13 protein-coding genes are annotated in these 13906 nt (G+C 63.0%); 7 read left to right on the top strand and 6 right to left on the bottom strand.

Annotated elements, in window-relative coordinates:
• Positions 1 to 39: 39 nt before the first annotated feature.
• Together F3H35_RS09670 and F3H35_RS09665 are read right to left on the bottom strand one after the other, a co-directional pair.
• Positions 40 to 1635, bottom strand: a complete 1596-nt coding sequence (locus F3H35_RS09670; protein WP_149779404.1) for an ATP-dependent DNA ligase — start codon at positions 1633 to 1635, stop codon at positions 40 to 42.
• Positions 1632 to 2633, bottom strand: coding sequence for a ligase-associated DNA damage response exonuclease (locus F3H35_RS09665; protein ID WP_149779403.1), 1002 nt, complete (start codon positions 2631 to 2633; stop codon positions 1632 to 1634). The genes F3H35_RS09670 and F3H35_RS09665 overlap by 4 nt, the downstream gene beginning before the upstream one ends.
• Before the next feature lie 99 nt (positions 2634 to 2732).
• Here F3H35_RS09665 and F3H35_RS09660 point away from each other — a divergent pair, with 99 nt between their 5' ends.
• The gene (locus F3H35_RS09660) at positions 2733 to 3563 is read left to right on the top strand and encodes a fumarylacetoacetate hydrolase family protein (protein WP_149779402.1); all 831 of its coding nucleotides are present in this window, start codon (positions 2733 to 2735) and stop codon (positions 3561 to 3563) included.
• Here the strand turns inward: F3H35_RS09660 and F3H35_RS09655 are convergent.
• Both F3H35_RS09655 and F3H35_RS09650 read right to left on the bottom strand, forming a co-directional pair.
• Positions 3511 to 4521 carry an alpha/beta hydrolase gene (locus F3H35_RS09655; RefSeq protein ID WP_223228373.1) on the bottom strand — a complete coding sequence of 337 codons (1011 nt, stop codon included), beginning with the start codon at positions 4519 to 4521 and terminating at the stop codon, positions 3511 to 3513. The two genes, F3H35_RS09660 and F3H35_RS09655, sit on opposite strands and share 53 nt — an antisense overlap.
• Positions 4521 to 4808 carry an SCP2 sterol-binding domain-containing protein gene (locus F3H35_RS09650; RefSeq protein ID WP_007818462.1) on the bottom strand — a complete coding sequence of 96 codons (288 nt, stop codon included), beginning with the start codon at positions 4806 to 4808 and terminating at the stop codon, positions 4521 to 4523. Before F3H35_RS09650 ends, F3H35_RS09655 begins: the two co-directional genes overlap by 1 nt.
• A 129-nt stretch (positions 4809 to 4937) precedes the next feature.
• On the opposite strand from F3H35_RS09650, the gene F3H35_RS09645 reads away from it, so the two are divergent.
• The 5 genes from F3H35_RS09645 (at position 4938) to F3H35_RS09625 (ending at position 9943) form a co-directional block, all read left to right on the top strand.
• Positions 4938 to 5447: a tetratricopeptide repeat protein gene (locus F3H35_RS09645; protein ID WP_223228372.1), complete on the top strand. Its 510-nt coding sequence runs from the start codon at positions 4938 to 4940 to the stop codon at positions 5445 to 5447.
• 17 nt (positions 5448 to 5464) lie between these two features.
• Positions 5465 to 8341, top strand: coding sequence for a helicase-related protein (locus F3H35_RS09640; RefSeq protein WP_149779400.1), 2877 nt, complete (start codon positions 5465 to 5467; stop codon positions 8339 to 8341).
• Positions 8338 to 8739: an RNA-binding S4 domain-containing protein gene (locus tag F3H35_RS09635; RefSeq protein WP_223228371.1), complete on the top strand. Its 402-nt coding sequence runs from the start codon at positions 8338 to 8340 to the stop codon at positions 8737 to 8739. Before F3H35_RS09640 ends, F3H35_RS09635 begins: the two co-directional genes overlap by 4 nt.
• A 52-nt stretch (positions 8740 to 8791) precedes the next feature.
• Positions 8792 to 9130, top strand: a complete 339-nt coding sequence (fdxA, locus tag F3H35_RS09630) for a ferredoxin FdxA (RefSeq protein WP_007818469.1) — start codon at positions 8792 to 8794, stop codon at positions 9128 to 9130.
• A gap of 303 nt (positions 9131 to 9433) precedes the next feature.
• The gene (locus tag F3H35_RS09625; protein ID WP_149779399.1) at positions 9434 to 9943 is read left to right on the top strand and encodes a CarD family transcriptional regulator; all 510 of its coding nucleotides are present in this window, start codon (positions 9434 to 9436) and stop codon (positions 9941 to 9943) included.
• Between the two features lie 58 nt (positions 9944 to 10001).
• On the opposite strand, the gene cobS is transcribed toward F3H35_RS09625, so the two are convergent.
• Positions 10002 to 10793 carry an adenosylcobinamide-GDP ribazoletransferase gene (gene cobS, locus F3H35_RS09620; protein WP_149779398.1) on the bottom strand — a complete coding sequence of 264 codons (792 nt, stop codon included), beginning with the start codon at positions 10791 to 10793 and terminating at the stop codon, positions 10002 to 10004.
• 44 nt (positions 10794 to 10837) lie between these two features.
• Between cobS and cobT the strand changes: the two genes are divergently transcribed.
• The gene (cobT, locus tag F3H35_RS09615; protein WP_149779397.1) at positions 10838 to 11854 is read left to right on the top strand and encodes a nicotinate-nucleotide--dimethylbenzimidazole phosphoribosyltransferase; all 1017 of its coding nucleotides are present in this window, start codon (positions 10838 to 10840) and stop codon (positions 11852 to 11854) included.
• A gap of 106 nt (positions 11855 to 11960) precedes the next feature.
• On the opposite strand, the gene F3H35_RS09610 is transcribed toward cobT, so the two are convergent.
• Positions 11961 to 13880 (bottom strand): cation:proton antiporter domain-containing protein, encoded by a 1920-nt coding sequence (locus tag F3H35_RS09610; protein WP_149779396.1) that lies wholly within the window; start codon positions 13878 to 13880, stop codon positions 11961 to 11963.
• Positions 13881 to 13906: the final 26 nt, after the last annotated feature.

Below are 13906 nucleotides of genomic sequence, written 5' to 3'. Positions count from 1 at the left end.
GTTTCAGACATATGGTGCGGGGCAGGGCGGCTCAAGCCTTCATCCGTATTGCGCGAGCATCTCTTTGAGATCCGCCAGCGTGCCCGCCTCTTGCACGGGTTTGTCGTGCCGCCAGCGTTTCATGCGCGGAAAGCGCAGCGCCACACCGGATTTGTGCCGGGGTGAGGGGGCGATCCCCTCGAACGCGATCTCGAACACATGCTCGGGGCGCACCTGGCGCACCGGGCCAAAGCGTTGCAGGGTATTCTTACGCACCCATGCGGTGATCTGCCGGAACTCGGCATCCGTCAGCCCGGAATAGGCCTTGGTGAACGGCACCAGATCGTTGCCGTCCCAGACCGCAAAGGTGAAATCGGTGAAGAGGTTGGCGCGCCGCCCATGCCCCTGCTGGGCATAGATCATCACCGCGTCCATGGTCAGGGGATCCAGCTTCCATTTCCACCAATCGCCCTTCTTGCGGCCCGCGTGATAGGCGCTGTCGCGCCGCTTGAGCATCAGCCCTTCGGCCCGCCTGTCGCGTGAGGTGGCGCGCAACCGGGCCAGATCCTCCCATGTGTCATGGGCCACAAGCGGCGAGGGGCGGATCGGGCTGTCTGGCGGGGTGGCGTTCAGCAGCCGGTCCAGCCGTGCGCGCCGCTCGGACAGGGCGCGCGCGCGCAGGTCCTCGCCCCGCTCTTCCAGCAGGTCATAGGCCAGCAGGATCACCGGCGCTTCGCGCAGCAGTCTAGCGGGGACGGTCTTGCGCCCAAGACGTTTTTGCAAGGCGTTGAAAGGAAGTGGGTTTTCGCCATCGAAAGGAAGGATTTCCCCATCCAGTACGGTGCCGTCAGGCAGCATCCCCGCCAGCCCTGCAAATTCCGGGAACCGGTCCGTCATCAGCTCTTCGCCGCGCGACCAGACAAAGACCTCTCCGGCACGAACGATCACTTGCCCCCGGATGCCATCCCATTTCCACTCCGCATACCAATCGCCGTTGGGTCCAAGGCTGTCCGGCGCGGCCCCGTCAAGGCCATGCGCAAGGCAGAACGGATAGGGGCGCGAGGCCTCTGCCGCGGCATCCGGCGCTTCGATCAGATCGCGATATGTGGTCGTGTCGGGCGTCCAGTCCCCCATCAGACGATGCGCGAGATCGGCCTCGTCGCGCCCGGTCGCCTGCGCCAGTGCCCGGGTCATCAGCTTGCGGCTCACCCCCACCCGGAACCCGCCGGTCAGCAGCTTGTTGAACACCAGCCGTTCGGTCGCCTCCATCCTGTCCCATGCATCAAGAACGGCGCTCTTGCGCGCCGTGTCGTCTGCATCATCAAGCGCCCTAAGCCGGGTGATCCAGTCGGTCAGGCTGTCGGCGTGGTCGGCCTTGGGCGCGGGCAGGACCAGAGCGATGGTCTCGGCGAGATCACCGACGATCGGATAGCTTTCCTCGAACAGCCAAAGCGGAATACCGGCGCGGTCTGCGGCCCACTCCCTGAGCCGCGTGGTGGTGATTGCGCGCCGCGGTCTGCGCCCCGAGAACAGCGCCATGGTCCAGAGCCGGTCATCCTCTGGCGCGGTGCGGAAATACTCGGCCAGCGCATCCACCTTGCGGGTGGTCTTCGTGGTCTGGTCGATCATGGCGTAAAGGGCTGCGAACCGTTTCATGTGGTCTCGGCCTCATCCAGCGACTCACCGGTGAATTCGGTCGGGACGATCTGTGCAGTGTAGCCCTGATCGTTCAGCCATCGCGCGAAGATCTCGGTGTAACCATGGGTGACATAGATATTTTCCGCCCCGGTTTCGGCAATTGCCGTGTTCAAGCCGGCCCAGTCTGCATGGTCCGAGATCACAAAACCCCGATCCGCCGCGCGCCGCCGCCGCACACCGCGCAGGCGCATCCAGCCGCTGGCAAAACCGGTCGAGGCCGGACCGAAGCGCCGCGCCCAAGCCGAGCCAAGCGCGCCGGGCGGCGCCAGCACAAGCGCGCCGGGATGCGCGCGGGGGTCGGTGTCGGGGGTGACGGGGATCGTGGCGGGTAGGGCGAACCCCTGATCGCGCAGAATGGCATTGGTGTTTTCCACCGCGCCATGCGTCAGGATCGGTCCGATGGAGGGATCAAGCAGCGACAATACCCGCTGCGCCTTGCCAAGCGCGTAGGCCCCCAGCAGACTGACACGCCCCTCGGCGGCGTTGCCGGCCCACCAGCGGTTCATATCCGCTGCGACCTCAGCCTCGGGCGCCCAGTCGAACACCGGCAGCCCAAAGGTGCATTCGGTCACGAAACCATGGCAGCGCACCGGCTCGAACGGTTCGCACAACCGGTCGGGGGTGGTTTTGTAATCGCCCGAAACGACCCAGACCTCGCCCGCCACCTCGACCCGTATCTGCGCCGACCCGGGCACGTGTCCGGCCGGATGAAACGACACGCTTGCCCCGCCGATCCGGCGGGTCTCGCCATAAGCCACCGTGTCCAGCCGGATGTCGCCAAGCCTGTGGCGCATCACCGGGGCGGCACTTTGCGTAGCCAGATAGCGCGCATGGCCGGGGCGGGCGTGATCGGCATGGCCATGCGTGATCAGCGCCCGGTCCACGGGTGACCAGGGATCGATGAAGAAGTCGCCGGCGGGGCAGTAAATCCCCTGAGGTTTGAATTCCAGAACCATATCCGGAAAGATAGGCGGCCGTCGCCGCGATGCCAGCCACTTGCACCCGGACAAGCAGCGGCTATCCTGCGCGCGACATAGCAGAACGGGGGAAATCGCATGCGGTTCGCAAGATACGGAGAGCCAGGGCAGGAGCGCCCCGGCATGCTGGATGCCGAGGGCCGGTTGCGTGACCTGTCGGGCGTGGTGCCGGATATTGCGGGCGACGTTCTGACCAACCTGCCGCAGATCGACCCTCAAGGCTTGCCGCTGGTCGAAGGCGCCCCCCGTCTTGGTCCGCCCGTCGGCCGGATCGGCAAGTTCATCGGGATTGGATTGAATTATCTGGATCATGCCGCCGAAACCGGAATGGCGCCGCCGGATCATCCCATCGTGTTCATGAAGGCGACATCCTCGATCATTGGGCCGAACGACACGGTCAGCCTGCCGCGCAGCTCGCGGCATTCGGACTGGGAGGTGGAACTGGGCGTGGTGATCGGCAAGCCCGCCAAATATGTCAGCGAGGCGGATGCGCTCGATCATGTGGCGGGGTATTGCATCGTCAACGACGTATCGGAACGGACCTTTCAGGCCAAGCTTTCAGGTCAGTGGACCAAGGGCAAAAGCTGCGACACGTTCGGGCCGATCGGCCCCTGGCTGGTGACCCCGGACGAGGTGGGCGATCCGCAGAACCTGAACCTGTCGCTGGATCTGAATGGCGAACGGATGCAAACCGGCCATACCGGTACGATGATCTTCAGCGTGGCCAAGATCATCGCGCATCTGACTGAAATGATGAGCCTTCAGCCCGGCGACGTGATCGCCACCGGCACGCCGCCCGGCGTCGGCATGGGGATGACGCCCAAGCGGTTCCTGACCGAAGGGGATGAGATGGAGCTCAGGATTGACGGGCTGGGGACGCAGCGGCAGACCGTGGCGCGCGATCCTTAGAAACCTGTGACTGGCCCTCTGTCGGTGGGGCGGTATCGAACATCTCGCACATGATGTCGAACACCGGGGCGCGCACGCCCGGGCTGTCCATAAGCACTTCGTGCCGGCCCTCCTGCACCAGTTCCAGCCGCGCACCGGGCCATTTCGAGATACGTTGCTCGATCCGTCTTGGGCAGACGATTTCCTCTTTCGTGCCCAGCACTGTCATGCAAGGCAGATCGGGCGAGGGATGTAACGACAAGGCGCGTGTTTCCTTGAGCGCCTCGTAAAGCCACTGAAGGCTGGGGCCACCAAGCCCCAACTCGGGATAGGCCAGCGCCTGATCGATCATGTATTGATACATATCCGGGCAGCCGGTCAGCTTGTTGGTCTCGAACGGTTCGGTCAGGACATAGTTTTCAGGGTCCGTGCCGGGGGCATAGAGATGCCCCAGCCCGACATGCCGCACGCCGAACGACAGAGACCATGCCAGCGGGCGCAGGGATTTGGCCATCTGGATGCCCCACATCGGACCCGAGAAGGCGCAACTGTGAACGGGCAGGCCGTCGATCACCGCCCGCAGACCGATGCAGCCGCCCATGGAATGCGCCAGCAGATGCCACGGTTTCGGCATGTCCAGCGCCTCCGCGGCCTCGATCATCGCGGCCACGTCGTGCTGGTAGTCCGAGAACAGCCCGACATGCCCGGACATGATGTCGCCGGTCAGCCGGTCCGAAAGCCCCTGGCCGCGCCAGTCGAGCGTCAGGGTCGCATAGCCACGCTGTGCAAAGTCGCGCGCTGTGCGGCCATATTTCTCGATATATTCGGTGCGCCCCGGAAAAAGCAGGACCGTGCCACGCTCGACCGTACCCCGCCAGGCCCCGACACGCAGCCGCACGCCGTCGCGCGCGGGCAACCACCAGGCCGCGCCGTTCTCCGGCCCGTCAGCCACATCGGCAAAGAAGGGCGCATGTTCCATCAGGCGAGCAGACTTCCCAGCTTCATGGCCATGCCCATATCGCCATCCACGGTGAGTTTCCCGCTCATGAATGCGGCTGTCGGGTCCATATCCCCCTCGAGGATCGACTGGAACGTATCGGCACTCGCCGTAAGCGTCACATCCGCCTCTTCGTCGGCTGCGCGAACACCGTTTTCGTCAATCATTATGGCACCTTCGTCTTCGATCACGAATTTGGCGGACCCGTCGAAATCACCGTCCATCTTCTCGCTCAGGGCAGCCACGGCCGTCTCGATGATATCGCTCATTCAATCACTTCCTTCTGATTTGCGCGTAAGGGGGTGTGAAACGCGTTCACACTTGCTACATTCAGATCTGTTATGAGCGCAATATACCCATCCCTCAACCGTATCGTCGCGGCATTTGCCGCTCTAGTCATGTTTTCCCTACCTGTATCCGCGCAGGATGCGGGGCGGTTGGATACGCTGTTCGAGGCATTGCGCGCCGCCGACGAAAAAGCAGAGGCCCGGCGCATCGCCCGCGACATAGAGCATGAATTCACGCAATCGGGGTCCGCAGCGATGGATATGTTGCTCAAGCGGGGGCGCAATGCGCTCGAGGCGGGTGATTCGGCAGCCGCGATCGAGCATTTCACAGCGCTGACCGATCATGCGCCGGATTTCGCCGAAGGATGGCACATGCGCTCGGTGGCCTATTCGCGGGTGGGGCTGTATGGCCCGGCGCTGGCCGATATCGAACGCGCCCTGTCGATCAATCCCAGGCATTTCAACGCGATTTACGGCCTGGGGATCATCCTTGAAGAGGTGAACAAGCCGGAACTGGCGCATGAGGCGTTTTCCCGTGTTCTGGCTATACATCCGCATCACGAAGCCGTAACCGAGGCGATGGAACGGCTGGATCCGGAAATCGGCGGCCGCAGCCTCTGACCTGAACGGAGACGGCCATGACCGAGCAGTCAAGAACCCTTGCGGTTCTCGGCCCCACCAATACCGGCAAGACGCATTTCGCGATCGAGCGGATGCTGGGCTATCGCACAGGTATCATCGGTCTGCCCCTGCGCCTTCTTGCGCGCGAGGTCTATGACCGGATCGTCAGGGCGCGCGGGCCATCCGTGGTGGCGCTTGTCACCGGCGAGGAACGCATCGTGCCCGAGCGCACGCAATACTGGGTCTGCACCGTCGAAGCGATGCCCGAGGGGTTGGGCGCGGATTTCGTCGCGATCGATGAAATCCAGCTCTGCGCCGATCCCGAACGTGGCCATGTCTTTACCGACCGTCTGCTGCGGATGCGCGGACTGAAGGAGACGCAGTTTCTGGGTGCGGCCACCATGCGCAGCGCGATTGCGGCGCTGGTGCCGGGCGTGGAATTTCTGAGCCGCGAGCGCATGTCCCAGCTGGCCTATTCAGGTTCGAAAAAGATCAGCAAGATGCCCGCCAGAAGTGCAATTGTCGGCTTTTCTGTTGATAATGTGTATGCCATCGCCGAAGTGCTCAAACGCCAGAAGGGCGGCGCTGCTGTCGTGATGGGCGCGCTCAGCCCCAGAACGCGCAATGCACAGGTTGCGCTCTATCAAAACGGTGATGTGGATTATCTGGTGGCGACCGATGCGATCGGCATGGGGCTCAATCTGGATATCGACCATGTCGCGTTTTCGTCGCTGTCCAAGTTCGATGGCCGCCGGATGCGCCCGCTTGCTCCCAATGAATTGGCGCAGATCGCCGGACGTGCCGGTCGCGGCATGAGCCACGGCACCTTTGGCGTCACGGGCGAAGCGCCGGAGTTGTCGGACGAGGTGGCCCGCGCCATCATGGATCACAGGTTCACCCCGATCCGCAAACTCGAATGGCGCAACGCCAACCTGCCGTTCGGACAGATCGACGCCCTGATCGCCGCACTCGAGGCCAAGCCTGAGGACCAATGGCTTGCCCGTGCGCGTGAGGCCGATGACCTTGGGGCTCTCAAGTCGCTGGCTCAGGTGGCCGCCGTGCGGGCGCGCGCCAGTGACGGGGCATCGGTGCGTCTGTTGTGGGATGTGTGCCGGGTGCCGGATTTCCGCGGCATAAGCCATGCCGAACATTCCAGCCTGCTCGAGACGATCTTCTGCGATCTTCACGAACTGGGAAGGGTTCCGGACGACTGGCTGGCCCGGCAGGTCAAGCGGATCGACCGGACCGATGGTGACATTGACACATTGTCGAAACGTCTCGCCTATATCCGCACATGGACGTATGTTGCGCAGCGAAAAGGCTGGGTCGATGATGAAACGCATTGGCGCGGCGAAACGCGCGCGGTAGAAGACCGCCTGTCGGATGCGCTGCACGAGCGTCTGACCCAAAGATTTGTGGATCGGCGCACATCCGTGCTTTTGCGCCGACTCAAGCAGAAGGAAGCCATGGTGGCCGAAGTGAACGAGAACGGTGATGTGACGGTCGAGGGCGAATTTGTCGGCCGTCTTGAGGGATTCCGCTTCATTCAGGACCGGGCTTTGGCCGGGCAGGAAGAAAAGGCCGTGAGACAAGCAAGTCTTCAGGCGCTCAGCCCGCAGTTCCACCTGAGGGCGGATCGGTTCTACAATTCGCCCGACACCGAGATCGATTTCACCGAACAGGGCGGGCTGATGTGGGGCGAGCAGGCGGTGGGCAAGCTTGTCGCCGGCTCCGATCCGCTCAAGCCGCAGGTCGAGGCGTTTGTCGATGACGTCGCCGGCGAGGATGTCATGCAGAAGGTCCAGCGCCGGTTGCAGCATTTCATGGACCGCAAGATCGCCACCTTGTTCGAGCCTTTGCTGAACATCCAGCGTGACGACACCCTGACCGGGATGGCACGGGGGTTCGGATTCCGACTGGTCGAGAATTTCGGCATCGTCCCGCGCGGCGACGTGGCCGAGGATGTCAAATCCTTGGATCAGGACGCCCGTGGCGCGCTGCGCAAGCATGGCGTCCGATTTGGTCAGTTCACCGTCTTCATGCCCTTGTTGCTCAAGCCCGCGCCGACGCGGCTGCGTCTTTTGCTGTGGTCGCTTGCGCAAGGTCTTGATGAATTTCCCGAAGCGCCGCCGCCGGGTCTGGTGACGGTCCCTGCGGGTGGCCCCGGCGCCGTGCCGCGCGGGTATCACGCGATGGCAGGCTACCGCGCGGCAGGCGAACGTGCGATCCGTATCGACATGCTGGAACGTCTGGCCGACATGCTGCGCGGCGAAGACAGCCGGGCCGGGTTCGAGGCCACGCCGGACATGCTGTCGATCACGGGGATGACCCTCGAACAGTTCGCCGACCTCATGGAAGGCCTTGGATACAAGGCCGAGCGTGCCGAGCGCGAGAAGGTCAAGCCGGTGGATCAGGCCCTCGCGCAGGCCCCGGCAGAGCAGGCGGAACATGCCGAAACCGATCCTGCCGCCGCTGCGGCCACTGCGGAAGACATTGTGAACGCCATCCCCGACGATGGCGCGGCACCGATTGCGGCCGAGCCGTCAGAGCAGCCCGAGGTCGCGGCGGATATTCCGGCCGCAACCGAGACCGAGATTATGCCGGGAGAGGCCCCCGACACCGCCGCCGCAGCCCCGGAAACCGAGGTGTTCTACACCTTTACCTGGGCAGGCCGCGCTGCGCGTGCGCGTCCCGATCAGCGCGGCAAACCCAAGGCGGCAGGTGGCAAACCTTCTGGCAAGGGTGGCGCCAAGAGCGGCAAACCCAACCGGGGCAAGCCGCGTGCCGAAAGCGGGCCCAAGACCTTTGCCGCACGGCCCGAGCGCAAGAAGGATCAGATCGACCCGGACAATCCCTTTGCCGCGGCCTTGATGGGGCTGAAGGGCAAGGGTTGAGCGGGCGATCCGCCGATTTGGAGCCGCGACCAGGGAAAATCCGGCTGGATAAATGGTTGTGGCACGCGCGCTTTTTCAAGACGCGCGGCATATCGGCAAAGCTCGTCTCTGGTGGTCATGTCCGGGTCAATAGCGAGAAAGTGTCCAAGCCGGCGCATGCCGTCGTCCCGGGCGATGTGCTGACATTTCCCCAGGCGAGCCGGATCCGGGTGATCCGTATCGTCGCTATCGGCGAGAGGCGCGGACCGGCCCCCGAGGCGGCAACGCTTTACGAGGATATGAGCCCGCAAGAAGAGCGGTCAGATATTCCCGCGTCGCCCAAGTTTGAGGGAAAGGGTCGTCCGACCAAGCGAGATCGTCGCAAACTCGATCTGAACCGACCGGATACGCTTGATTGATCGGCGAGGCTGGATTACTTGGTGCGGTGAAAATAAAAGCCGAGAGACCCATATGACCTATGTCGTGACGGACAACTGCATCGCCTGCAAGTACACCGATTGTGTCGAGGTGTGCCCCGTGGATTGTTTCTACGAAGGCGAAAACATGCTGGTCATCCATCCTGACGAATGCATTGACTGTGGCGTCTGCGAGCCGGAATGCCCTGCGGATGCGATCCGACCCGATACCGAGCCGGACATGGAAAAATGGGTCGAGTTCAATCGCAAATACTCCGAAATGTGGCCCGTCATCATCACGAAGAAAGACCAGATGCCCGACGCGGAAGAGCGTGACGGCGAAGAGGGCAAGCTTGAGAAGTATTTCTCGGAAAAGCCCGGCGAGGGCGGCTGACCCGCACCTGCGATTCGGTGCATGAAGGTTGGGCTACCCGTGAAGTGGAGCGAGCTTTGGCTCGTATCTCCATGAATATCCTCATAAATCAAGTGTGACAGCGGGCCTCGTATGTGCGGCACTTCCGAATGCCGTATTTTTATGCTATGGTTATATGACAAATGAAGATAGCTGCCCGTTCTCCATACTCCGACCAAACCGTCAGGAGATGGTTTCCCTGCGATACACGTGTCTCACCGGCCCCATGGCCCTTGGGCAGTGATTGTTGTGTCAAGAGACTGGCTGCTTTTGAGGAAGATCCGAATGAGCAAATCTAAGAAATCCGAGTTCCGCCCAGACGATTATGTTGTCTACCCTGCACACGGGGTCGGGCAGATCGTATCGATCGAGGAACAGGAAATTGCCGGTATCACGCTGGAATTGTTCGTCATTTCCTTCGAGAAGGACAAGATGACACTCCGCGTGCCGACGAACAAGGCCGTCGAAGTCGGCATGCGCAGCCTTTCGAGCCCTGATGTGGTGTCCAAGGCCATGTCCACGTTGAAAGGCAAGGCCAAGGTCAAGCGCGCGATGTGGTCGCGGCGGGCGCAGGAATACGAACAGAAGATCAATTCGGGTGACCTGATCGCGATTGCCGAGGTCGTGCGTGACCTGCACCGCACCGACGATCAGCGCGAGCAAAGCTATTCCGAACGGCAGCTTTACGAAGCGGCGCTCGAGCGTCTGACACGCGAAGTCGCCGCTGTGAGCGGCGGAGACGAGGTGCAGGCTGCCAAGAAGGTGGATGAAGTGCTGGTGTCACGCGCGGCGTGAGAATAACCGTTTCACGAAATCAAGCCGCGCCCATCAGGGCGCGGCTTTTTTAATCGGCCTATGCGATGAGCGTGAAAAGGATCACTATTTCAGTGACTTGCTGCGTGGCGCCCAAGACATCGCCCGTCTGACCGCAGATCTTGGCCCGGGCGATGCGCGCCATTGCGAGGCCTGCAATCACGGCAAGTGCGGCAGCGCCAACGACCGACGCGCCTAATAAAAGAAACGAAAATCCGATACTTAGCCCGGCTGCGAGCCATGCGGTCCTGGCCGGGCAGCGACCCGTACTGTGCGACAGGCCCGATGCGCGGGCGTTTGGCAAGCTGGCCATCAGGGCGGGCAAGACCGCGCGGGACAGGATCGCAGCGGCAATAAGGCCGGTGAAGGCGGCGGCGAGGCTGGCCTCGTACAGCATCCAGAGCGCGAGCCAACGTGCTGATAAACCGAAGAAAAGGGCAATCACGCCATAGGCGCCGATATGACTGTCCTTCATGATCTCGAGCCGGCGGGCGGGATCCCATCCGCCCCAGAACCCATCGGCCGTATCGGCCAGCCCGTCTTCATGCATCGCACCGGTAAGAACGACAAGAACAGCCAAGGAAATCAATGCGTTGATCGCTGCGTCAAAGCCAAGCCAATGGCCAATAAAGCCCGCCGTCGCCGCCAGTCCGCCCAAGACCAGTCCAACCAGCGGATAGGCCCATGCGGCGCGGGCGCCACGCTCGAAGCTGGACACATGCACCGGCAAACGCGTCAGAAGCGCCAGGGCGAGCGCAAAATCCGAAGCTTTGACAAGGGCTTGGTCGTTTTTTCTCAATTCGGGGCCTTTTTCGGCTGCGTCCGTGTTCATCGCTGCGATACACAGGTCGCGTAGATGATGCAACGGGGGAGCGGATGCGCCAAGAGTTTAGCGATCTGGCTGAATTTTCCGATATTCTTCAAGGGCTTCCCGCGCCTGACGAGGGGGCGCGACAGGCCGCCCATGCGCGCGATGCGCAGTTGACCAAACCACCGGGATCGCTTGGGCGGTTGGAGGAATTGGCGGCGTGGTATTGCGCCTGGCGTGGTGATCCAAGGGCCAGCATCACAGCCCCGCAGACCATAGTTTTCGCCGGAAATCATGGAGTTACGGTGCAAGGCGTCTCGGCTTTCCCGCCCGAGGTGACGGCGCAGATGGTGGCGAATTTTAAAGCCGGGGGGGCGGCTGTGAACCAGTTGGCGGAGACGGTCGGGGCGCGGATGGATGTGCATGCGCTGAGGCTGGATCAGCCGGTGAATGACATCACCCAAGGGCCGGCAATGACCGAGGTGGAGCTGGTCGAGGCGCTGCAAATTGGCTGGCAAGCCGTTGATAAGAAAGCGGATTTGCTGGTTGTCGGAGAGATGGGAATCGGCAACACGACCAGTGCGGCGGCGATTGCGCTGGCGGTGTTCGGGGGGACGGCGCAAGAGTGGACGGGGCGCGGAACCGGGGTGGACGGGGACGCGCTTGCCCACAAGGCGGAGGTTGTGACACGCGCGGTCGAGGCCAATAAAGCGTGCAAAAACAACGGTCTGGAGACCCTGCGCTGTCTGGGTGGCAGGGAGTTGGCGGCGATGGCGGGCGCGATGGTGCGCGCGCGGGTCTTGCGTATCCCCTTGATTCTGGACGGTTTTATCTGTGGCGCGGCGGCGGCTTGCCTTGATGCGGCGCAGCCCGGGGCGCTGGATCATGCGGTCGCAGGCCATGTCAGCGCCGAAGTCGCACATCCCAAGCTATTGGAAAGGCTTGGAAAAGAGCCGATCCTGTCCTTGGGCATGCGGCTTGGCGAAGGGTCGGGCGGCACGCTTGCGGTGGGCATTCTGAAGGCCGCGCTGGCCTGTCATTCGGGCATGGCGAGCTTTGCGGAGGCGGGTGTTTCGGACAGGTGAGTTGTGTAGGTTTCGTCATAATCCTACACGCGTTCAGGACGAAACCCGGCCCTGATTCCGAAAATTGTGTCCCTTCCGTACGCAAACCCGCGAAATCGCGCCGGGATCACCCGTCGCGCGGGTCCTTGTCCGGTGGCTCGGCGGTCTCTTCCAATTGCGACAGGAGCATGGTTTCCAACTCGCGTTCGAGCGCCCGGGCGCGTTCGATATAGGCGGCGTTCCGGATTGTGGGAATCTCGGGATCCCAGAGGGCGGCCAGATCGCGGACTGACTGGCGGTCGTGATGGTAGAAGGTCTTTTCCAGCTCGGCGGCTTCGAATTCGGTGAGGCCCAGATTCTCGAGCACGTAACGGCCCGCGCGCAGGGAGCTGTCGAAGAGTTCGCGCACGATGTCATCTGCCCCGGCCTTGTAGAGCCGGAACACATGGGTGCGGTCGCGGGCACGGGCGATGATGTGCAGGTCGGGGCGTTCGCGGCGGGCGAAGGCGACAAGGCGGGTCGTGGCCTCAGGGTTGTCGAGGGCGGCGACGAGCACCTTGGCGTGGGCCAGCCCTGCGGCATGGAGCAGTTCGGGCCGGGTTGGGTCGCCGAAGAAGCCCTTGATCCCGAAACGGCGCATGCGCTGAATGGCGTTCAGGTCGTGATCGAGAACCACGGTGTTGAAGCCGCTCGAGCGCACCAGCCGGTTGACGATCTGCCCGAAGCGACCGATGCCCGCGATGATGACGGGCGCCTGTTCGTCGATATGGTCGGGTTCCTGCGGTTCGGCGACATCCTCCATCCGGCTGGAAAGCCAGTCATAGAGGATGAAGAGCAGCGGCGTGATGAGCATGGTCAGCGCCACGATCAGCAGAAGGATTTCCGTCATCGACGGGGGCAGGGCATGGATCTGGCCGGAAAAGGAGATCAGCACGAAGCCGAATTCGCCCGCCTGTGCCAGTGACAGCGTGAAGAGCCACAGGTTGCGGCCGCGCAGGCGGAAGGCAAGGCCGAGGAAAAACAGGATCGCGCCCTTGAGCACGATCAGCGCCAGCGCGATGCCGATCACGGTGAAGGGCGCGCGCGCCAGCACCTCGAAGTTGATGCCAGCCCCCACGGTAATGAAGAACAGCCCCAGCAACAGCCCCTTGAAGGGGGCGATATCGCTTTCCAGCTCGTGCCGGAATTCCGAGTTGGCCAGAACGACGCCCGCCAGAAACGCGCCAAGCGCCGGGGAGAGGCCCACGAGGTTCATCAGGAAGGCGATGCCCACCACGATCAGCAGCGCCAGAGCGGTGTACATCTCGCGCAGGCGGGCGGCGTGGATGAAGCGGAACACGGGCCGGGTGAGATAGATGCCGGTCAGGATGATGGCGACGACAGCGCCGATGGTGACGAGCGTGGCCCCCCATCCCGGCAGGCTTTCGATGAAGGAGGCGGCGGCGGCATGGGCGCCGGCCTCGGGCTTTGCGGCGGGGGCGGTGCCGTTCATGCGCTGCAGCGCCTCGCCCATGACCATCTCGGGGGATTTGGGCAGGGCGAGCAGCGGCAGAAGCGCCAGCATCGGGATCACGGCAATGTCCTGCGTCAGCAGCACCGAGAAGGCCGAGCGCCCGCCGCCGGTTTGCATCAGCCCCTTTTCGCTGAGGGTTTGCAGGACGATCGCCGTGGAGGACAGCGCAAAGACCAGACCGACGGTGAGAGAGATGCTCCATGGGTGGCCGAACCACATCGCGCCGCCCATCACGGCAGCGGTGGTCAGGGTGATCTGCAGCCCGCCAAGGCCCAGAAGCCGGTGGCGCATGTCCCAAAGGGCACGCGGCTCGAGCTCGAGGCCGATGAGGAACAGCATCATCACCACGCCGAATTCGGCGAAATGCTGCAACTCGATGGTTTCATACCCGCCGACAAGGCCAAGCACCGGCCCGATCAGGATGCCAGCGGCCAGATAGCCCAGCACCGATCCCAGCCCCAGCCGCGCCGCCAGAGGCACGGCGATGACGGCGGCGGCCAGAAATATCGTGGCCTGAAACAGAAAGCCTTCCATGTGCAATGCGCCTTGTAGAGCGGCGC

The organism is Roseovarius litoreus, assembly GCF_900142765.1.
In the GTDB taxonomy this organism is placed as follows: domain Bacteria; phylum Pseudomonadota; class Alphaproteobacteria; order Rhodobacterales; family Rhodobacteraceae; genus Roseovarius; species Roseovarius litoreus.
The sequence above is the reverse complement of the archived record's forward strand: the minus strand, read 5'-3'. Positions and strand labels throughout refer to the sequence as shown.

Coding starts and splice junctions, on each gene's coding strand:
- F3H35_RS09670 (WP_149779404.1), bottom strand. CDS start 1,635: ATGAAACGGTTCGCAGCCCTTTACGCCATGATCGACCAGACCACGAAG.
- F3H35_RS09665 (WP_149779403.1), bottom strand. CDS start 2,633: ATGGTTCTGGAATTCAAACCTCAGGGGATTTACTGCCCCGCCGGCGAC.
- F3H35_RS09660 (WP_149779402.1), top strand. CDS start 2,733: ATGCGGTTCGCAAGATACGGAGAGCCAGGGCAGGAGCGCCCCGGCATG.
- F3H35_RS09655 (WP_223228373.1), bottom strand. CDS start 4,521: ATGGAACATGCGCCCTTCTTTGCCGATGTGGCTGACGGGCCGGAGAAC.
- F3H35_RS09650 (WP_007818462.1), bottom strand. CDS start 4,808: ATGAGCGATATCATCGAGACGGCCGTGGCTGCCCTGAGCGAGAAGATG.
- F3H35_RS09645 (WP_223228372.1), top strand. CDS start 4,938: ATGTTTTCCCTACCTGTATCCGCGCAGGATGCGGGGCGGTTGGATACG.
- F3H35_RS09640 (WP_149779400.1), top strand. CDS start 5,465: ATGACCGAGCAGTCAAGAACCCTTGCGGTTCTCGGCCCCACCAATACC.
- fdxA (WP_007818469.1), top strand. CDS start 8,792: ATGACCTATGTCGTGACGGACAACTGCATCGCCTGCAAGTACACCGAT.
- F3H35_RS09625 (WP_149779399.1), top strand. CDS start 9,434: ATGAGCAAATCTAAGAAATCCGAGTTCCGCCCAGACGATTATGTTGTC.
- cobS (WP_149779398.1), bottom strand. CDS start 10,793: ATGAACACGGACGCAGCCGAAAAAGGCCCCGAATTGAGAAAAAACGAC.
- cobT (WP_149779397.1), top strand. CDS start 10,838: ATGCGCCAAGAGTTTAGCGATCTGGCTGAATTTTCCGATATTCTTCAA.
- F3H35_RS09610 (WP_149779396.1), bottom strand. CDS start 13,880: ATGGAAGGCTTTCTGTTTCAGGCCACGATATTTCTGGCCGCCGCCGTC.